The 19,916-nt window shown below is 44.9% G+C and carries 18 protein-coding genes, 1 tRNA gene and 1 pseudogene; 14 read left to right on the forward strand and 6 right to left on the reverse strand.

Features of this window, described 5'->3' with window-relative positions; genetic code table 11:
* Nucleotides 1-16: 16 nt before the first annotated feature.
* From fabG to I2494_RS12360, 3 genes are all read right to left on the reverse strand, one after another.
* Complete coding sequence (gene fabG / locus I2494_RS12350) at nucleotides 17-748, reverse strand: 3-oxoacyl-ACP reductase FabG (protein WP_210405327.1); 732 nt, start codon at nucleotides 746-748, stop codon at nucleotides 17-19.
* An 81-nt stretch (nucleotides 749-829) separates the two neighbouring features.
* Nucleotides 830-2,386, reverse strand: a complete 1,557-nt coding sequence (locus tag I2494_RS12355; protein WP_130590524.1) for an acyl CoA:acetate/3-ketoacid CoA transferase — start codon at nucleotides 2,384-2,386, stop codon at nucleotides 830-832.
* Between the two features lie 30 nt (nucleotides 2,387-2,416).
* The gene (locus tag I2494_RS12360) at nucleotides 2,417-3,808 is read right to left on the reverse strand and encodes a GntP family permease (protein WP_218467179.1); all 1,392 of its coding nucleotides are present in this window, start codon (nucleotides 3,806-3,808) and stop codon (nucleotides 2,417-2,419) included.
* Between the two features lie 1,290 nt (nucleotides 3,809-5,098).
* On the opposite strand from I2494_RS12360, the gene I2494_RS12365 reads away from it, so the two are divergent.
* The 13 genes and pseudogenes from I2494_RS12365 (at nucleotide 5,099) to I2494_RS12425 (ending at nucleotide 16,343) form a co-directional block, all read left to right on the forward strand.
* On the forward strand, nucleotides 5,099-5,833 hold the full coding sequence (locus I2494_RS12365) for a class I SAM-dependent methyltransferase (RefSeq protein ID WP_218467178.1): 735 nt from the start codon (nucleotides 5,099-5,101) through the stop codon (nucleotides 5,831-5,833).
* 161 nt (nucleotides 5,834-5,994) lie between these two features.
* Nucleotides 5,995-6,068, forward strand: a tRNA-Gly gene (locus I2494_RS12370).
* 195 nt (nucleotides 6,069-6,263) lie between these two features.
* Nucleotides 6,264-7,438 (forward strand): annotated as a pseudogene (locus I2494_RS12375) (tyrosine-type recombinase/integrase).
* A gap of 96 nt (nucleotides 7,439-7,534) precedes the next feature.
* Entirely contained in the window at nucleotides 7,535-7,825 is a 291-nt protein-coding gene (locus tag I2494_RS12380; RefSeq protein ID WP_218467177.1) for a complement resistance protein TraT, read from the forward strand.
* Between the two features lie 467 nt (nucleotides 7,826-8,292).
* Nucleotides 8,293-8,832 carry a hypothetical protein gene (locus tag I2494_RS12385; protein ID WP_218467176.1) on the forward strand — a complete coding sequence of 180 codons (540 nt, stop codon included), beginning with the start codon at nucleotides 8,293-8,295 and terminating at the stop codon, nucleotides 8,830-8,832.
* A 57-nt stretch (nucleotides 8,833-8,889) separates the two neighbouring features.
* Nucleotides 8,890-9,234, forward strand: a complete 345-nt coding sequence (locus tag I2494_RS12390; RefSeq protein ID WP_218467175.1) for a hypothetical protein — start codon at nucleotides 8,890-8,892, stop codon at nucleotides 9,232-9,234.
* A gap of 39 nt (nucleotides 9,235-9,273) precedes the next feature.
* Complete coding sequence (locus I2494_RS12395) at nucleotides 9,274-10,074, forward strand: hypothetical protein (protein WP_218467174.1); 801 nt, start codon at nucleotides 9,274-9,276, stop codon at nucleotides 10,072-10,074.
* Nucleotides 10,075-10,332: 258 nt separating this feature from the next.
* Nucleotides 10,333-10,707: an ArsR/SmtB family transcription factor gene (locus tag I2494_RS12400; protein ID WP_218467173.1), complete on the forward strand. Its 375-nt coding sequence runs from the start codon at nucleotides 10,333-10,335 to the stop codon at nucleotides 10,705-10,707.
* Nucleotides 10,704-11,180 carry an arsenate reductase ArsC gene (locus I2494_RS12405; RefSeq protein WP_218467172.1) on the forward strand — a complete coding sequence of 159 codons (477 nt, stop codon included), beginning with the start codon at nucleotides 10,704-10,706 and terminating at the stop codon, nucleotides 11,178-11,180. Before I2494_RS12400 ends, I2494_RS12405 begins: the two co-directional genes overlap by 4 nt.
* Nucleotides 11,181-11,213: 33 nt before the next feature.
* The gene (arsD, locus tag I2494_RS12410) at nucleotides 11,214-11,576 is read left to right on the forward strand and encodes an arsenite efflux transporter metallochaperone ArsD (protein ID WP_000849419.1); all 363 of its coding nucleotides are present in this window, start codon (nucleotides 11,214-11,216) and stop codon (nucleotides 11,574-11,576) included.
* Nucleotides 11,577-11,619: 43 nt separating this feature from the next.
* Complete coding sequence (locus I2494_RS12415; protein WP_218467171.1) at nucleotides 11,620-13,293, forward strand: TRC40/GET3/ArsA family transport-energizing ATPase; 1,674 nt, start codon at nucleotides 11,620-11,622, stop codon at nucleotides 13,291-13,293.
* A gap of 17 nt (nucleotides 13,294-13,310) precedes the next feature.
* Nucleotides 13,311-14,363 carry an ACR3 family arsenite efflux transporter gene (gene arsB, locus I2494_RS12420; protein WP_218467170.1) on the forward strand — a complete coding sequence of 351 codons (1,053 nt, stop codon included), beginning with the start codon at nucleotides 13,311-13,313 and terminating at the stop codon, nucleotides 14,361-14,363.
* 372 nt (nucleotides 14,364-14,735) lie between these two features.
* Nucleotides 14,736-16,343 carry a DUF3987 domain-containing protein gene (locus I2494_RS12425; RefSeq protein ID WP_218467169.1) on the forward strand — a complete coding sequence of 536 codons (1,608 nt, stop codon included), beginning with the start codon at nucleotides 14,736-14,738 and terminating at the stop codon, nucleotides 16,341-16,343.
* A gap of 333 nt (nucleotides 16,344-16,676) precedes the next feature.
* Here I2494_RS12425 and I2494_RS12430 read toward each other — a convergent pair whose 3' ends face one another.
* Both I2494_RS12430 and I2494_RS12435 read right to left on the reverse strand, forming a co-directional pair.
* Nucleotides 16,677-16,892 (reverse strand): helix-turn-helix transcriptional regulator, encoded by a 216-nt coding sequence (locus I2494_RS12430; RefSeq protein WP_218467168.1) that lies wholly within the window; start codon nucleotides 16,890-16,892, stop codon nucleotides 16,677-16,679.
* Nucleotides 16,893-17,010: 118 nt separating this feature from the next.
* Nucleotides 17,011-17,634 carry an inovirus Gp2 family protein gene (locus I2494_RS12435; protein ID WP_218467167.1) on the reverse strand — a complete coding sequence of 208 codons (624 nt, stop codon included), beginning with the start codon at nucleotides 17,632-17,634 and terminating at the stop codon, nucleotides 17,011-17,013.
* Nucleotides 17,635-18,098: 464 nt separating this feature from the next.
* Here I2494_RS12435 and I2494_RS12440 point away from each other — a divergent pair, with 464 nt between their 5' ends.
* Complete coding sequence (locus I2494_RS12440; RefSeq protein ID WP_218467166.1) at nucleotides 18,099-18,917, forward strand: DUF932 domain-containing protein; 819 nt, start codon at nucleotides 18,099-18,101, stop codon at nucleotides 18,915-18,917.
* A 133-nt stretch (nucleotides 18,918-19,050) separates the two neighbouring features.
* Here I2494_RS12440 and I2494_RS12445 read toward each other — a convergent pair whose 3' ends face one another.
* Complete coding sequence (locus tag I2494_RS12445) at nucleotides 19,051-19,758, reverse strand: glyoxalase superfamily protein (protein WP_218467165.1); 708 nt, start codon at nucleotides 19,756-19,758, stop codon at nucleotides 19,051-19,053.
* Nucleotides 19,759-19,916 lie beyond the last annotated feature (158 nt).

Raw genomic sequence — 19,916 nt, forward strand, 5'->3', positions numbered from 1 at the left:
TCACCTTCCAATGCGTTTACAGCGTTAATCCACCGTCAATTTTCAGAACCTGACCGGTAATAAATTTGGCCTTTTCAGACGCCAGGAACAGTACCCCTTCAGCAATATCTTCTGCTGTAGCCATACGGCCAAGTGGGGTTTTATTATTGATGCCTTCCAGCACTTTTTCCGGCAGGTCTTTGGTCATTGGGGTTTCAGTGAAGCCAGGTGCCACGCAGTTGGCGCGAATTTGTGCCCCTTTACGAGCGAACTCTTTAGCCCAGCCCTTGGTCATAGCGATAACGCCGCCTTTAGTGGCCGCATAGTTGCTTTGACCAATGTTGCCATCGGTACCCACGATAGAAGACATGGTAATGATGGAGCCTTTGCCGTTTTCAGTCATCAGCGCCACGATGGCCTGAGTCATATTGAAAACGCCTTTCAGGTTAACGTTGAGTACTGCGTCCCAGTCATCTTCAGTCATTTTGCCGATCATGGCATCGCGGGTGATACCGGCGTTGTTAACCAGAACATCGATTTGGCCGAACTCGGCTTTTACTGCATCAACAAAAGCGGTAATAGCAGGGCGATCGCATACGTTCAGTTTGGCAGGACGTACATTTGGATATTGGTTTTCCAGTGATTTTAGCTCTTGCTCGTTCATATCAACGGCAAAAATCATTTTGGCTCCGGCTTGTGAAAATTTCTTCACGATTTCCAGACCAATTCCCCGACCTGCACCAGTAACGACACAAATTTTGTTTAACATAATTTTTCTCCAGTTGAGCATAGACGTAAATAATGGGGTTGATTGCCGCGCCGGATGATGAATGGCGCGGCAATACGGGTGTTATTTCAGCGTTAAACCAATAGGGCGGTCGTGGAAAATGGCTTCATCCATGGTTTTCAGATTCGGACTGATCAGTGGAACGAATTCCATCTTGCCGAGAATGTCTTTTTCCAGATCGATACCCGGTGCGATTTCCGTTAATTCAAGCCCTTGTGGGGTTAAACGGAATACCGCACGCTCGGTGATATACAGCACCGGCTTGTGGTTTTCGTTGGCAGTTTTTGCCGAGAAGGTAATTTGCTGAACTTTGTCGATGAATTTGCTGATATCACCATCTTTATTGATGGTTAACTTGCCGTCACCAACCTGAATATCAAATTTTCCGGCGGTGAAGGTGCCACAAAAGAACACCTCTTTGGCGTTTTGGGTAATATTGATAAACCCGCCACAGCCAGGGATCTTGGTACCAAAACGGGATACGTTAAGGTCGCCGGTTTTGTCGCATTCGGCCAGACCAAGGAATGCCTGATCGATGCCGCCACCGTCATAGAAGTCAAACTGCTGATCCTGAGTAATGATAGCTTCCGGGTTAGCGGAAGCGCCAAAGCTCAAACCACCGGCCGGAGTGCCGCCAATGGCTCCCGGTTCAACCGTCAGGTTCATTGCTCCGGTCTGTCCTTCTTCATCGGCTACGGCAGAAATGTATTCCGGTAAGCCAATACCCAGATTCATGATGGCTCCGCGTTTCAGTTCCTGAGCGGCACGACGGGCAACCACTTTTTTGGCATCCAGTTTTATCGGCTTAACGTCTTTTTCTACTTTTGGCGTCAGGCGGCAGTAAGCATCATTTTGCTGTTCTGCAAAGGTCTGCATGTGTTCGGCCGGGTTATCAACCACCACCACCATATCCACCAGAATGCCGGGAATGCGTACCTGTTGTGGCTCAAGGGTTCCCGCTTTGACTTTACGTTTTACCTGTACAACGACTTTGCCACCGTTGTTTTTCACCATCTGGGCCGCCGCCAGGTTTTCAACAAACAGGCATTCGTCTTCCATGGTGATATTGCCATTTTCATCTGCAGTGGTACCGCGCAGCAGAGCGACGTTGGCATCTAAACGTTTGTAGAACAGGTACTCTTTATTATGAATGGTGATAACTTCAACCCAATCCTCTTTAGTAGATTGGTTGATCTTTCCACCTTCAATGCGCGGGTCAACAAAGGTTCCCAGTCCGACATGGCTGAGCGTGCCTGGTTTACCTGCGGCGGTATCACGCATCAGGTGGGCGATGATGCCCTGCGGCAAGTTATAGCCGGTGATTTTTTCTTCATTAGCCAGCTTTTGTAGCTTAGGAATTAAGCCCCAGTGGCCACCGATAACGAAAGAGACCAAACCTTCTTCCGATAGATTGTTTACCGCTCTTTCCGCTGAATCACCCTGACCTGCGGCGAAATAGAGGGACAAATTACGCGGATGCCCCTCCTGCTTAAAGCGAGAACCAACGGCTTTTTCCAGCGCTTCGGGTACTACCGCGCCGATAAAACCACCAAGTACCAGCCTGTCCCCATCCTGAATGGATTGGGCAAACTCATCCAGAGATACAAATTGAGCAGCCATTTTTATACTTCCTTAGCTATCAGCTAAAAATCAAACCAATCCGGTCATGTAGTAAACGCCGATGATCACAAACACTGCGAGGGTCTTAATGCAGGTCACGGCAAAAATATCTTTATAGGAGTCTTTATGGGTTAAGCCGGTAACGGCTAACAGAGTGATAACCGCGCCGTTGTGGGGCAGAGTATCCATACCGCCACTGGCCATTGCGACCACGCGGTGCAGTACTTCCGGGCTGATTCCTGCTGCCTGAGTAGCAGCCAATAACTGCTCCCCCATGGCGGCCAGCGCAATACTCATCCCACCGGAGGCTGAGCCGGTAACGCCTGCCAGTGAAGTTACGGTGACTGCGGCGTTGACTAATGGGTTAGGAATACTGGTTAACGCATCACGAATAATCATAAAGCCAGGCAGTGCGGCAATAACGGCACCGAAGCCATATTCTGAGGCGGTGTTAACCGATGCCAGCATGGCACCACCGATGGCGACTTTAGTTCCTTCGGCGAAGTTCTTACGTACCACATTAAACGCGGTGCAAAGAACGAAAAGGATACCTAACAGCAGTGCGGCTTCTACCGCCCAAATACCAACAATGGAAGGAACTTTAGTGACTAAAGGATCTTTCAAACCGGGCAGTGAGACGATATGTTCCGCGCCATACCATTTTGGTATCAGCTTGGTGAAGGCCATATTGGCTACGCCAATCAGAATCAGCGGTGTAATAGCCAGCCATGGTGAAGGTAAATCGCTGGTATCCACAGGAGCAGGTTCATTGACCAGGTTGGTTCCATAACCTTCGCCTTTGCGAATGGCACTGCGTAAACGCCAGTTCAGATATGCCATACCCACACAGAAGACAAATACCGCACCAATACAGCCCAGAATTGGTGCAGCTAAGGTAGTGGTACCAAAGAAGGTGGTTGGAATAATATTCTGAATTTGTGGCGTACCGGGTAGGGCATCCATGGTAAATGAGAATGCCCCCAGAGCAACGGCACCGGGGATTAATCGTTTAGGTAGATTCCCCTGTCGGAACATTTCTGCGGCAAACGGATAAACAGCAAATACCACCACAAACAGTGATACGCCACCGTAGGTCAGCAGAGCACAAACGATCACGATAACCATTATGGCACGTTCACGTCCGATCCATTTGATGACGGCGGCAACAATTGATTTAGAAAATCCGGAGAGTTCAATCACCTTACCGAAAACGGCACCCAGCAGGAATACCGGGAAGTAGAGTTTAATAAAGCCGACCATCTTATCCATAAATAATCCGGAGAAGACTGGAGCAACGGCGGCAGGTTGGGTGAGAAGAACGGCCCCGAGAGCAGCGATGGGTGCCATCAGAATAACGCTATATCCGCGATAGGCTGCGAACATTAGAAAACACAGGGCACCGAGAACAATGATGAAATCCATCGTTAAGTTACTCCTAAGGTTTAGTGCGGTTAGAAGATGTTTCTATTTTTTTAGTTTTTTATTTATATGCTCAGGATCCTATTTTCCTGATGTTTGAATTGACTTTTTCCAACTAATAATTAGCAGGGAAATATTTTATTTATGGATTTTTAATGACTATAGAAACGAAAGGTTCTAAATAGTCTGTGGCTGCGGATAATAGTCATCAAAGTGCGTGGCGTAAATATAAAAGAATCGTAGCTATGCTATTTCTGTCAATTGTTAAATTTAACAATTTAATCATATATCAATGAAAATTAATGAATTATGTTGATTTTAATTTATGCTGAATCGTTTTTATTTGCATTTTTAGAAAATCATATTTGCAGAAATGAAATTAGAATATAACCAATTTATATCCCTACTTTTATAATGGTAACGTGGTGGATTTATTTATTAATAGAATTGGTATTACCAATTAACAATAAGGGTTATTTTATTATTTGATAGGGTTCACATTATTTTATTGTTTTAAATGATGAATGAAAGTTTAAATGTTTTTTAAATAAATTTAAGGTGGTTAATGTGGTTTTTTTGTATTTATTTTTTGGATGAGGTGAGGGGATATAAAGGGATTGAGGTTTGAGTCAGTGTAAGTTTCGCCGCTTTTAGCTCGGTGTTTATTTCGGCAGCGGTGTTTGCGTCGAGCAAAGGGGCGTTGGGGCGAACGCCCCTCTGCACTCCCCGCGCCTGCGCAGCCGACTGTTGACCGCCGCGTTGCGGCGGCAACCTCAGTCAGCAAAAAAATGACGCACCGGCGCAGAGCCGCTCCCGACGTCGCTGTTTGAATGTTTGGTTCAGTGTAAGTTTCGCCGCTTTAAGTGCTGTGTTTGTCTCGGCAGCGGTGTTTGCGTCGAGCAAAGGGGCGTTGGGGCGAACGCCCCTCTGCACTCCCCGCGCCTGCGCAGCCGATTGTTGACCGCCGCGTTGCGGCGGCAACCTCAGTCAGCAAAAAAATGACGCACCGGCGCAGAGCCGCTCCCGACGTCGCTGCGCCTCGACCCGCATCCTTGCGGGTCGTGCTATTTTTTTGTTTCCTTCGGCAACATTCGGATGCTTTAACCTGAAGGGCGAAGGGCGAAGGGCGAAGGGCGAAGGGCGAAGGGCGAAGGGCGAAGGGCGAAGGGCGAAGGGCGAAGGGCGAAGGGCGAAGGGTGAGGGGTGGGATAGCTGCCAACATTCACTTTCTGGAGGCTACGGCGTAGACTTGGTTCAGATTATTGTTTAGTTATGCCGATGCGGAGAACTTTGATGGCACAGAATATTTATGACGATCAGACTTTCTTTGATGGTTATGCTCAGCTTAGCCGTTCTGTTGATGGTTTGGATGGTGCACCGGAATGGCCAGCTATCGTGAGTATGTTGCCGGATATGCAAGGGTTTCGCGTGGCGGATCTTGGCTGCGGCTATGGCTGGTTTTGTCGTAATGCGCGTGAGCGAGGTGCAAGCCAGGTATTAGGGGTCGATCTGTCTGAGAAAATGTTGAATAAAGCCAGAGAGATGACAGACGATCCGGCGATTAGCTATCAACCTGGTGATTTAGAGACGCTACAGCTGCCAGAGAATGGCTATGATTTGGTGTATAGCTCACTGGCTCTGCACTATATTGAAAACTTACCGGCGCTATTCAATACCATCTATCAATCGTTAGTGCCCGGTGGCTATCTGGTGTTTTCCGCTGAGCATCCAATCTATACCGCACCGAAACATCCCGGTTGGCTGGTTGATGGTGACGGGCAAAAATCATGGCCGGTAAATAGTTATCAGGCAGAAGGGCAGCGGATAACCAACTGGATAGCGGAAGGGATAGTGAAACAGCACCGCATGTTGGGTACTTATCTGAATATGCTGATTAAGCAAGGATTTGTGATTACTCACTTAAATGAATGGGGGCCAACAGCTCAACAGATAGCCGATATCCCCGCGTTAGATGAAGAAAAAGAACGACCAATGATCTTTTTGCTGTCGGCGAAAAAACCATGGTAGTAGCCATAAAATAGGGTGAAGTTTAAACCTCGCTGAGCCTTCGTTTTTTCTGATGCGAAGTAATTTTGACCGTGGGTGCCAACAGACTTGTTTTGTTGGTAAATATTGCTTCTGTCCGTGATGATTTGCGGTTTATAATCGTCCGGCAGTTATTTCTCCCTGCGGGCGTAGTTCAATGGTAGAACGAGAGCTTCCCAAGCTCTATACGAGGGTTCGATTCCCTTCACCCGCTCCATTTTCAAATCTCCCGAACTCCACTCAAGTCAACTACCTACTGATTTTACTCGATTTTTTATCGATTTTTCGTCAACTCAATTCAACCTGACTTACCCCAAATCAACACCTTATGTTGTATAGAAATGTGTATAGATTCTCCTATACACTCTAAAACTATACACACAGGGAGATCTCAGAGGAGAAAACTATACATATGCCTCTTACAGACCTTGAGATACGCCGTGCGAAGCCTTCTGAGAAAGTATATACGAAAGCGGATGGTAACGGACTATCTCTGCAAATCGAGCCTAACGGTTCAAAAGGATGGCGTTTCCGTTTTCGTTTTGAGGGAAAGGCTAAGATGCTTTCTTTGGGGACGTATCCCAAAGTTTCCCTATCCGAAGCCCGTAAAAAACGAGATGAGGCTCAGGAGCTATTAGCGGCGGGTATCAACCCTAGTGACAGTCGCAAGGAAAAGAAGTTAGCGCAGCAGGACAGGTTGGGAAATACTTTTGAAGTCATCGCAAAAGAATGGTATCAACGGCGCTATGACCTTTGGGCTGAATCTTATCGAACCGAAATGATTGCGACTTTTGAAAAAGACGTTTTCCCTTACATCGGTCATCGTCCAATTGATTCCATCACCCCGATGGAGTTGATGTCCGTTTTGACCCGTCTTGAGCAAAGAGGGGCCACGGAGAAAATGCGTAAAGTTCGCCAGCGTTGCGGTGAGGTTTGGAAGTATGCAATAGCTACAGGACGTGCGTTATCAAACCCAGCTCCCGATCTTGCAAGCGTTATGATGCCGCATAAGAAAGAGAGCTATCCGCACCTGAAAGTTGCAGAGTTGCCGGAGTACAGGCGTACAGTGGGAACGTGCTCATTAAGCTGGCGATGAGGCTTCTCATTTTGACGGGTACCCGACCTGGTGAGCTACGCAAAGCAGAATGGTCAGAGTTCGACTTTGAAAACAATCTTTGGAATATTCCAGAAGAGCGCATGAAAATGCGTCGGCCTCATCTGGTTCCACTTTCAACGCAGTCGCTCGCTATTCTGAAAGAGCTTAAAACGATGACAAGCGGGTACCAGTACGTGTTTCCGGGCAGGCTTGATAAAGTAAAGCCAATCAGCGATATGTCTCTGAATGTGTTAATTAGGCGCATTGGCTACGGCGGAAGGGCTACTGGTCATGGTTTTCGTCACACCATGAGCACTATTCTCCATGAGCAAGGTTTTAACTCAGCATGGATCGAGTTGCAGCTTGCACATGTGGACAAAAATACCATTCGCGGCACATACAACCATGCTCAGTATCTGGATCAGCGCAGAGAGATGATGCAGTGGTACGCCGATTATATAGATTCACTGGCTGGCGTAACGGCTGAGTAAGCATTACTTGTTGCTAATATTAAAGAAGGCATCCGTTCATTAATGTTCGGGTGCCTTTTTGCTTTCTAACGAACTGAAGTTAAGGAGAATTGTAAAATGACTACAATATGCCCGGAATGCGGCTCTGACCGCGTAAGTGAACGTCATATTGGCAGGAAGACGGGAAGTATTGCCGGAGGTGTGGCTGGCGCTCTCAGTGGTGCGGGAACGGGGGCTGCGATTGGTTCTGTTGTGCCTGTAGTGGGGACAGCGACAGGGGCGGTCATTGGTGCTCTGCTGGGACGGTTTGTCGCCGGGGCAACGGCTGGAGCTGTTACGGGTTCAGCTATGGACGGCGTACTGTTTGATCGATATGTATGCCGGGAATGTGGACATACATTCGATTGATTATATTGATATTTATTGTCCTTTCCTTCCTCAGCCATACACCCATCATATATTCATTTCTTCTGAACCTTCTTTGCTGATTGATCTGTGCTGTCGATCGGTTTCCCAAAATCAATAGATTTAATGGATTAATTTCAAATAATCGATCGCTATAATCTATTGGTTAAAACGATCGATTTCCAATTATCGATCGGTATTAACAATTTTACACACTTCTACCTTCCTGAAAAGATCACAAAATCTTGTCGTTAGTCAGGTTATTCCTGAGGGGGGCCAAGAATCCCGTTCAGGATTTACAGGGCTAACTGACCAGTTAACAAAGGGGTAAATAAATGGAGGAAAGAGTAAAAGCAAGTGACAACATCGAAGATTGCTGATTGCAATCATGTACGTAGCTATCCAAATTAAACTTTGTGGAGCATTTTGCGTACTTTCATAAACTATTTACAATGGATGGTGGCGAGCTAATGAGGACGGAATTAGATAAAGATGATTTAAATGACTCTCTGGATTATAGCTGGACTATAAGGATGGGGACCCGGTTACTTGTTTTATCATGGGCCTTAGAAGCCCATGAGTTTAGCTTTGATATAAAAGACAGGTTTAGAGAAAGCAGAGATACAATAGGGGTTTCATTCGATGTTAAATTCAATAGAAAAGATTTTTTACTAACAATTAAACATTCATGGAATTATTTACGTGAGCGCGAATCTATTAGTGATGAGTCAAACATTAAATTTACTGATATTCAAGTGGAATTTAATCCTTCTGATATAATGTCAAAATCAAGCGCTGAGGAAAACTTTCTCACTCTATATTTTAAATTATCACACATTCTTATTAAAGATTTCCCTATGCTAAGTATAAGCATGTTAGATGATAATAGCTTTGATCCTAATAACCCAACAATAACACTACACAACGCATATGTTTATGAGGAAGATGATGGATTATCTATAAATCTTAAATTAATATTTGATTGCCTAAATAAATTATATGCTTGGTAATTTAATATTAAAAAATGCACCATCTGTTTTGCTAAATATTTATACAAGGAGTTTTATATGGATCAGTATTTCGACAATATTCAAATATCAGATAAAGGAATGGTAAAGTTGATTCGTAATAACGGAAAAGATTATATCTTTCCAGCCAGTAAGATCATTACTGTTCATCGGGTAAAACCCAATGATGATCCAAACTCATGGATTCCCATTGCAAGGGACCTATGTAATATATTAAATGTCGATGCTTTTCAGGAAACCAGACCCTATACCGTATGTGTTGAAACAGATGAAGGATACCTCTACGTTAATATTCCATATACTGAGGCGCTATATGACCGTTTGGATAATGCTCATACCTATTCAACCAACATAGCCAAAGAGAAATATGGAACATTTAAATAAACCATGATGGTTTTTTATTTTACTCAAATGGATAGTCATATGAAAAAATTGATTGGTGGGATAGTATTAATAACAAATATAACATACTCTGGTTTTTCGCTCGCAAATGAAAAGTACGATTTAAAATGTACCCTCGATGATGGTGAGCAGATGACGGTTAGTCATGTCAGCGATACGGTTTACATCGCATTTTTGGCTCCCGGAGATGATCCTGATGAAGGCGGTTCAGTCATTAAACTCGATGTTTCATCAGGTGGTGTTAAGCAGGAATTAACAGAGCCGGGTATGAAATACCCATATTTTACTCTAACAGGGACTGATGAAGAGATTGATGGTAAAGTTATTATCGATTATAGCACTGACGAAAATATGAATGCTTCAGCTTCTTTTTCACATATTGATGGTAAAGGAAATTCGGTTTCTAAAAGTTACTGTAAATCTAAAACAATTGAAATTAGTGGCAACCTAACTGAAAAAGGTATCATTAATACAAAAGCATCAAATAACTCAGGTGCTAATGTTGATAGCATCAATAAAGTACAACCAAAAGAACCTCCATATGGGTTAACGGTTAATGCGGAGACGATTAAACAAGGTGTTCCTGTACCATATGGACGCTGGAAATATGAAATAAGAAGTAATGTTGATGGGCTAACCGTTAAAAACGTAACAGTTAACAGAGGGAAGTGCAAAGTCATTTGGTATACTAATCCAAATAACCTTAAATGGGATGATACCACTAATTTTGGTGTGACAACTGATGCTCGTTTTTCGACATGCAAGCCGAGGGAAGTAGTTATCGAAACAAATTATGGTATAGAAACATTTAAATGGAAATAATAAATAAAAATATCTAAAACATAAAATAATAGAAGCTCACCAGCAACGGTGAGCTTCTACGCATTTATTTTTTAGATTATATTTTTAATATAAGATTGCGACAAAAATAGTATCGACACTTGTCTCCTCAAACATCCGGGCAGTGAAATCAGGATGGATATCTTCACCTGCTAAATCTTCACGTTGCATTACTCCAATGATTCAACTATAGTTGAATCGTTAAACCAAAACACTGACAATAGGCTCTTTTGATTGCTTATGGAAAAACAAACCGCCACAACCATCTTTGAATCCCTCTCCTCCGGTGTGCGTCTGGACGTATACCGACTGCTGATCAAAATGGGTACAGAAGGTATGGTTGCCGGGGAGATTGCATCAGCGCTGGATATCCCACCGACTAACTTATCGTTTCATTTAAAGGCTCTGACGCAAGCCGGGATGCTGACGGTAGAACAGGAAGGTCGTTACCAGCGTTATCGTGCCAACATCCCGCTGATGCTGGATTTAATCGGCTGGCTGACAGAGGAATGTTGTTCAGGTCACCCGGAACAATGCGAGAATTTTCGTTCGGCTTCTTCCTGCTCAGAAGCCGTTTTACCCCCACTCAACACCACGAAAAAGAGTAAACCATGAACGTACTTTTTCTCTGTACCGGCAACTCCTGCCGTTCCGTGCTGGCCGAAGCCACGTTTAACCATCTGGCTCCTGCCGGATGGCGCGCCATGAGCGCAGGCAGTCACCCGGCGGGTTATGTGCATCCCCGTGCGTTGGCGTTACTGGCGCGGGAAGGGATTTCAACAGAAGGCTATTTCAGCAAATCATGGGACGACCTCCCGCAAACGCCGGATATTGTCGTGACAGTCTGCTCAAACGCAGCCGGAGAAACCTGTCCGGCTTATCTCGGCAACGTGATGCGTACTCACTGGGGTGTTGACGATCCGGCCCATGCTACCGGCAGCGATGCCGAAATCGATGCGGCTTTTGTCGCAGCTTACCAGACATTACGGGCGCGTATTGAGGCCTTTCTGGCACTGCCGCTGAATGAATTGCAGCACAATCGCGCTCGTCTGAAAGCCGAACTGGATCGCATTGGCGAAATTTTTTAACGACCTATATTTCAATAGTTGATGGAGAATCAAATGAAGACGATTCAGATTTTCGATCCCGCTTTATGTTGTTCTTCCGGTGTCTGTGGACCGGAAACCGATCCGGCGCTGGTAGCGTTCGCCGCTGATTTTGAGTGGGCCAGAACGCAGGGCGTCAATATTGAGCGTTTCAATCTGGCGCAGCAACCATTGCTCTTCGCACAGAACGAAACCGTGAAAGGTTTTCTGGCCCGTTCCGGCAAAGAGGCGCTACCGCTGATTCTGGTAGATGGTGAAGTCGCTCTGGCTGGTCGTTACCCTCGCAGAGAGGAACTGGCTCGCTGGATGGGGCTTACCGTCTATTCGAGTTTTACGCCAGCGGCTTCCTCCTGTTGCGGTGGCGATAAGTGCTGCTGATGGACTGATTTCCCGTTTTATTTAATTTAAAGGAGTCTTTTTTATGCTGATGCTTCGGCAGGTGTCCCCCTTTTTGTTTTTTACCGGTAAAGGCGGTGTGGGTAAAACATCGCTGGCCTGCGCTACCGCGATTCATTTAACCGCTTCCGGCAAACGCGTATTGCTGGTCAGTACCGATCCTGCGTCCAATGTCGCACAGGTATTTGAACAGACCATCGGCCATCAGATAACCCCGGTTACAGCGGTTAACGGACTGTCCGCGCTGGAAGTCGATCCGTCCGCTGCCGCAGCGGCATACCGTGAACGCATTGTCGGGCCAGTGCGTGGCATTCTGCCGGACGACATCGTGGCAGGTATTGAGGAGCAGCTTTCTGGTGCCTGTACCACCGAAATTGCCGCCTTTGATGAATTCACCGCATTGCTGACTAACCAGCAACTGCGCGATGAGTACGATCATATTGTGTTCGACACCGCGCCAACCGGCCATACGCTGCGAATGCTGCAACTGCCCGGCGCGTGGAGCGGCTATCTCGACAACAGCCAGCACGGTGCGACCTGTCTCGGACCGCTGGCCGGGCTGGAAAAACAGCGCAGCCAGTATCGCGCCGCCGTGGACGAACTGGCCGCCATCGGTCTGACGCAGCAGTATCTGGTCATTAACGGCCTGTTGCCTGAGCAGGAAGCTGCACACGATATGCTGGCACAGGCACTGTATCAGCGTGAGCAACAGGCGCTACAACATCTACCTGATAACCTGCGTGCATTGCCCTGCGATCGCCTGCCGCTAAAACCGTTCAATATGGTGGGTCTGTCGGCATTACGTGGCCTGCTGGACGACAGCGCAACAGGCGCGCTGGTGGAAAGCGGAGAGATACCGCCCGTTGACCTCCCTTCGCTGTCATCGCTAATTGATGGATTCGCGTCGCAGGGACATGGCCTGATCATGCTGATGGGCAAAGGTGGCGTGGGGAAAACCACGCTGGCGGCGGCTATTGCCGTCGAACTGGCCCGTCGCGGTTATCCGGTTCACCTGTCCACATCCGATCCGGCGGCGCATTTGGCCGACACGCTGGACGGCTCACTCGACGGTCTGACCGTCAGTCGTATCGATCCACTGGCCGAAACCGAGCGTTACCGACAGCAGGTGATGGCTGAGCAGGGTAAAAACCTCGACGAACAGGGGCGCGCCGTTCTGGAAGAGGATCTGCGCTCTCCCTGTACCGAAGAGATCGCCGTGTTTCAGGCTTTTTCCCGCATCATTCAGGACGCGGGTAAGCAGTTTGTCGTCATGGATACCGCACCGACCGGCCATACGTTGCTGCTGCTTGATGCTACTGGCGCTTATCATCGCGAGATTGCCCGACTGGCCGGTGAGCACGGTCAACCGGTACTGACGCCCATGATGCGTCTACAGGACAGCGAACAGACAAAAGTGCTCATCGCCACGCTGGCGGAAACCACACCGGTACTGGAAGCCGCCCATTTGCAGGACGATCTGCGCCGTGCAGGGATTGAACCGTGGGGCTGGGTAATTAATAACAGCCTGATCAATACGCCGACCACTTCGCCGCTGCTGCGTCAGCGGGCAGAACGTGAACGGTCGCAGATTGATGCCGTCTGTACTCACCATGCCCGCCGCTGCGCGCTGGTACCGCTACAGGCGGAAGAGCCTGTCGGCGTTGAGCGTTTACTACAACTGAGCACAACGGGAAAATAAACCCAAAGGAACCTGACATGTCCGCACAAACCCAGGCCGCTCCGGCCATGAACCTGTTTGAACGTTACCTGAGCGTCTGGGTTGCGCTCTGCATCGCTATTGGCATTCTGCTCGGACAGGTGATGCCGGGTGTTTTTCACGTTATCGGCGGTCTGGAGATCGCCCGCGTCAATTTGCCAGTAGGTTTGCTTATCTGGGTAATGATTATTCCGATGCTGCTGCGCATTGATTTCGGGGCGCTGGGTCAGGTCAAAGCTCACTGGCGCGGGATCGGCGTGACATTGTTTATCAACTGGCTGATTAAGCCGTTCTCGATGGCCTTGCTCGGCTGGTTGTTTATCCGTTACCTGTTTGCGCCGTGGCTGCCAGCCGATCAGCTTGACAGCTACATTGCCGGGCTTATTCTGCTGGCCGCCGCACCCTGTACGGCAATGGTGTTTGTCTGGAGTCGCCTGACTAATGGCGATCCCTATTTCACGCTGTCGCAGGTGGCACTAAATGATGCCATCATGATTTTCGCCTTTGCGCCGATGGTTGGCCTGCTGCTCGGTTTATCCTCCATCACCGTGCCGTGGGCCACGCTGTTGACCTCAGTGGTGCTGTATATCGTCGTGCCGGTTATTCTGGCCCAGCTCTGGCGTAAGGCACTGTTACGCAAGGGGCAGGCGGCATTTGACAGTGCGCTGACGAAAATCGGCCCGTGGTCGATGGCGGCATTGCTGGCAACGCTGGTGTTACTGTTCGCTTTTCAGGGCGAAGCCATTCTGCAACAGCCGCTGGTCATTGCTCTGCTGGCGGTGCCGATTCTGATTCAGGTGCTGTTTAACTCGGCGCTGGCCTATGGGTTGAATCGACTGGTGGGCGAAAAGCACAATATTGCTTGTCCATCCAGCCTGATAGGTGCATCGAACTTCTTTGAGTTGGCCGTCGCAGCGGCAATCAGCCTGTTTGGTTTTCATTCCGGTGCCGCGCTGGCAACTGTGGTTGGCGTGTTGATCGAAGTGCCGGTGATGCTGCTGGTTGTGCGGGTGGTGAATCGTTCGAAAGGGTGGTATGAGCGAAACCAGTAGTTTCAGTTGTCGTTGGGCTTATATCCCTAATGCCTGCTACTTGAGCTTCAAAGGGATTGTAAAATATAGGTATTCTGATAACGATGTTTCCTATTGGAGCGAGATACAGTCCCGTGATTGTCTTTCATTACAAAGGGATAGTGCGTGCGGTTTGCAGTGATTGAAAATGCCCGAAATATCGAATCCTGTGTTGCTATGGCCTGTTGATCATCGTGCGTAACCGCATTATGAAAACTTGTTGTCTAATTCCAAATAGCAAACGGCCATACATCGTTAGCAGTGCGTAATTCATTAATTTTATACTCGTTTTTGTTGTTCCTTTGTCTTATGCTCTTTTATATGTGAGAAAAATTAATATAACGGACCAATAACATGGATGAGACAATAAAATCACTTTATTATAATAATTCTGAAGTTTACCCTCTTACAGCTTTTCCTTTGATTATGAGAAATGCGATTGAATCGTTGCATAGAGATTGCGGTGTCCCAATGAGTATGATTGGCAGTGTGATGCTTGCAAGTGCTTCACTAACCTGTCAGTCACTGATAGATGTCGTTTTACCTTATGATAAATATAATAAAGGTTCATGTGCATTATTTCTGTTAGTACTGGCGGAATCAGGGGGACGTAAATCCACTATTTTCACAAAAATCATGTCGCCATTTGATCGGTTCAGTAGTCGCATGAAAGCTGACTACAATAGAAAGTTGCAACAATATGACGATGAAATGGAAGCATGGACTGAATATAGTAAAGATCTACGTATATTGCTGAGAAAAACCAAAAGTACTGAGGAGCGGGATGAGCTCTGGGATGAGATAAAAGAACACCGTAAAAATAAACCATTAGCACCAAGACGTTTTCATCTTCGTTATGGCAACACGACAGAAGCATCACTTGCTAAAGGTCTAATGGATTACCCTTATGGTGGAATAATAACTGATGAAGCCATCAATTTTTTCAAAGGAAATATAGTAGATCTTCTGGGGTTCCTTAATGGTGTCTGGGATGGTGTGCCTCAACCGTTTGATCGATTAACAAAGAATATTGATCAAGATATCACCGCATGGATGACCATCTTACTTATGGTTCAGCCTAAAATATTTGACACGTTTATGAAAAAAAACGATGAGGAACTAAGAAACAACGGTTTTGTATCGCGTTTTATTATAGACGTGCAACCCCGAAATAAATATATTGAAACGAGTCTTGATTATAGCGAATCAGATGCAGCGATAGCTGAATATAATAATCGAATTGAAGAGTTACTAAAAGTACAAGAAACAAAATTCAATATTTTTGATGACAGTAAGATTTCATTGCAATTATCAGAAGAAGCCAAAAAGCTATGGCAAAGTAAAAATTCAGAGATAGACAAAAAGAGAGATATAGGTCAGGAGTGGGAAAATATTAATGATATAGCATCAAAAGCAAGTAATAACGCTATTAGAATAGCAGCTATTTTCACACGAATTACGAATGATGAGTGTACTATAATTAATTTAAAACCTCTGGAAAATGCTTATCGGATTGTTGAATGGCACCTGCAACAGGCTAATAAATTATTTTTTAAAGACTCACCTCAAGAACTCTTTATCAATGATGTTATTTCTGTGTTCGAATACATAAAAGAAAAATTCAGAAGCAATGGAGGCATGCCCTTTTCAAAAAATGACTTAACTCAGAAAGGTGTTGATGGGCCGCGTAAGTTGCGATGCACTAAACAGTTAGATCCAATACTTTCACAACTAGTCAGCTTAAAGAAAATTGTTATCATAACAAATAAAAATCGTGCCATATATATTGTTAAGCCTAAGCTTGAAGCAATGTATAATATATATGAAGGGAATATTTATGAGTGTTTGCATCTACCATATGATTTTTTGCCTTTAAATTCTATTGCCCGAATTAATATGCCCTCAAATACTCAGGGGAAATATAGTAACAATCTGTTTGATCCCCAGAAACTACAATATTAAAATGTCAATTTATTGTTAATTACTAGGGTTGCTGTAATGTAAGAAGTTTACGTATGCGCGATATCTTCCTCCTTAAATATCTTGCTAGAGTTGCTATTTTCATTAATTAGCAACTCTAGCAAATATTTTAACCATCTTCATGAGGTAAGGAAACCGAGAATGTTAACAAATATGATTGTATTTGTTGCGTTTAATGGCGGCACCATTGGTATGTCATAATACTTCCTGTGAGCAAATTTGAGAGGGTTTTATGGGTAAGGTGATGATGGTGTTGATGGCTTCTGAGTGGGTTACAGGCTGTTTAAATACTTGCTTGTGATTAACTCTTTTAAATTAACCTCGTGACTGGTCAATACGTTCCTGAACCCATTTTTCCACTTCGCTTTGCATCCAGCGGGAACTCCGACCTAATTTAATTGGCTCAGGGAACTTCCCTTCGCTTATCAGCTTATAGAACCACTTGTCCGTTAATCCAGTAAATTCAGTGATAAATTTCATATCAACCATTTTATCGTCAAGCAGACGGCTATTGTTGTTCCGGGTATCCATGAGGCTGTCTCCATATGGATTATTGAGAGATATGGAGAAACGTTGGTTGTAATGATTAACCGTTGACGCATTCTCCTTCTCAACATCCACATGTCAGTAATAAAATAATTTATTCCCGTTACCCTATAGAACAACCAAAGTTACGTTTACCGTCCGAATAGTCTTTACTGTATTCTTTAGCCAGATAACTTAGCCTGTTCATGATGACTGCATAATCATTCTGGTAAGATAAGCCATACATGTTCAGACGAGCATGACAGTTATCTGGAAACTGGATAAGTCGATAGTACTGTTGATAGTTCTCCTCTTGATCGAGATGTAATACCCTTACCCAGGCCTCCATAATCATATATGCAAGGTTGTGACGATATTTACCTTCATGGTCAGGTTTATATGTTCCGGGATAGGCATAAGCTTCTTGATTGAAAAATAAAGCCAGATGATAATGCTTCTTGCCTTTTTTGTTAAATTCCCTTACCCATACATATCTTATCCGACAGTGATGAGTTCTTTTTCTGAGAGATATTTTATTTAACCTGTCTGCATTCTTCTGGGATTTCAGGGATTCCATAAAACGCGTTATTAATGTCGAGTCATTTTCATACGGGCTATTTTCTGGCAATCTCAGGTCAATTCTAAGTATCATTGTTCGGTGATGTTCTCTGAGTGACTTGTTTAAAGTATCTTTGATTCTTTTTATGTGCTTTATATTTAATAGACCATTACTGCTTAAGTTAATCATACTCTTTCCCTTTTGTTATTACGTGTCAATATTATTAGAAAGTGAGTAATATTTTATTACAAGCAACTGGTAATAATATTTAAGATATTGCATTGGTGTTATTTATCCATACTTATTAAGCACTGGTTATTGGTTATACTATATTATTATATTACCAACCCGACATGGTAGCAGCGGTAAAAATCAAAAATGCAATATAAGAAGGAAACGTCTAAAACAACTAATTCATTGCGCCATTATACATAATATTAACTCTGAAGTTAATTAATGAGCATTTATGTAGACTACCGTTCTTTAACACATATAAAAAAACAGCCTGATATTATTAAGGTGAATAATCAGGGACGATCTTTATTTATCGAATTCAACGTCAAGCTTAACATCCTACACCAATTGCAGACTGACCATGCTCCTTCACCGGGGCATGGTCTTTTTCTTTTATGTCTTTTAATAAGGAATTATCCATGAGATTAGCCAGCCGCTTTGGTCGCGTGAACCAGATCCGTCGCGACCGTCCATTAACCCATGAAGAACTGATGCGCCATGTTCCCAGCGTTTTCAGTGAAAATAAACACGAATCTCGAAGTGACAGATACACCTACATCCCAACAATTACCCTGCTGGATAATCTTCAGCGGGAAGGCTTCCGACCGTTCTTTGCCTGCCAGACCCGCGTTCGGGATGAGAGTAAACGCGAACATACGAAACACATGCTGCGCTTGCGCCGCGAGGGGCAAATTACGGGTAAACAGGTGCCGGAAATTATCCTGCTGAACAGCCATGATGGGTCCAGTAGCTATCAGATGCTGCCGGGCTTGTTCAGGGCTATCTGTTGCAATGGGCTTGTTTGCGGTGAGTCTTTTGGTGAAGTTCGCGTACCGCATAAAGGCAACGTTGTTGAAAGAGTAATCGAGGGGGCTTATGAAGTGCTCGGTATTTTCGATAAGGTTGAAGAGAAACGCGATGCCATGCAGTCACTGCTTCTCCCTCCTCCTGCACAACATGCACTGGCTAAAGCGGCGCTGACGTATCGCTTTGGTGAAGAACATCAACCCATTACCGAATCACAGCTACTGGCTCCCCGACGCTGGCAGGACGAATCAGGGGATCTCTGGACAACTTATCAACGTATTCAGGAAAACCTGATTAAAGGTGGCTTACCCGGTCGCTCTGCACAGGGTAAACGCGCCAGAACTCGTGCCGTGAATGGTATTGATGGTGACGTTAAACTCAATCGCGCTTTATGGGTAATGGCCGAAAGTATGTTAAAAATTACCCGATAAGTAATACTACTATAGGTTGAGTAGAATCGGGATCTATCATAAATACAACAAGTTAGAATTTAAATCCAACTGGAAAACCAGAGTATATAATACCTCTGGTTTTATTTTAGAGTATTACCACTAATACTTAACCTTACGAAGGCATATAGTACGAGCGACCAAAGACCGAAAGATAAGGTCCAATATAATCCCAATTTTTTTCGAGGAATGAAGCATAATCGATGAAAATAATATTACTTTCAGGTATTACATTTTTAAAATGTGCATCATCGATGGTTTTTATTAGCCCTCGAGTGAATCCTTCTTTTCGTGCCATGTTCGCTTTTGATATGCCGATTAAGATAATGATAATGTCAGTATTCATTATCATTTCTTTTACTGCTGTAAATCCATGATGGACTGTTCTAAACGATGAGTTAGTAATACTCTCACATATTGCAAGTGCGCTTTTGTCTCTGGCATCAACAAAGACGAAATTGCGGTTAAGAATATTTAATGCTTCACTTGTTGATTTTTCAAGCAATTCTATTTGACTCTCGGAAAATGCTGGCAAGTATACACACTGCATATTCGTCTGGAATTGCGTGTTTAATGTGAAAACATGAGATAGGAATGAGACTAACTTTTCATTACTCTTATTTTGTTTTTCATCAATTAATTCTGCGGGATCAGGCGCAGTATGCTGAGCTCGTAGCGTATTGTAATTACGATACCCAAGCATTGACGAGATAACATTCAGTGCCTTCGAATGTGTCAAAGGAAGCTGTTCTTTATTAACATTTTCGCAAAGACGTTTAGACAAAACCTTAACATCATCAAGGGTAATATTTTTTAGATTCATAGCCATATCTCCAATAAATTACTAGCGACCGCTAAAAACTGAAGAGACTCCCATTGTCTAACTATCACGGTCAACCATAAATCAGAAACATAACCGATTGAATTATAATACGCAGATTTACCATACCTGAAGTTACAGGCGGGAGTGGTAGGTGAACT

Source organism: Limnobaculum allomyrinae (genome assembly GCF_016649425.1).
In the GTDB taxonomy this organism is placed as follows: Bacteria; Pseudomonadota; Gammaproteobacteria; order Enterobacterales; family Enterobacteriaceae; genus Limnobaculum; species Limnobaculum allomyrinae.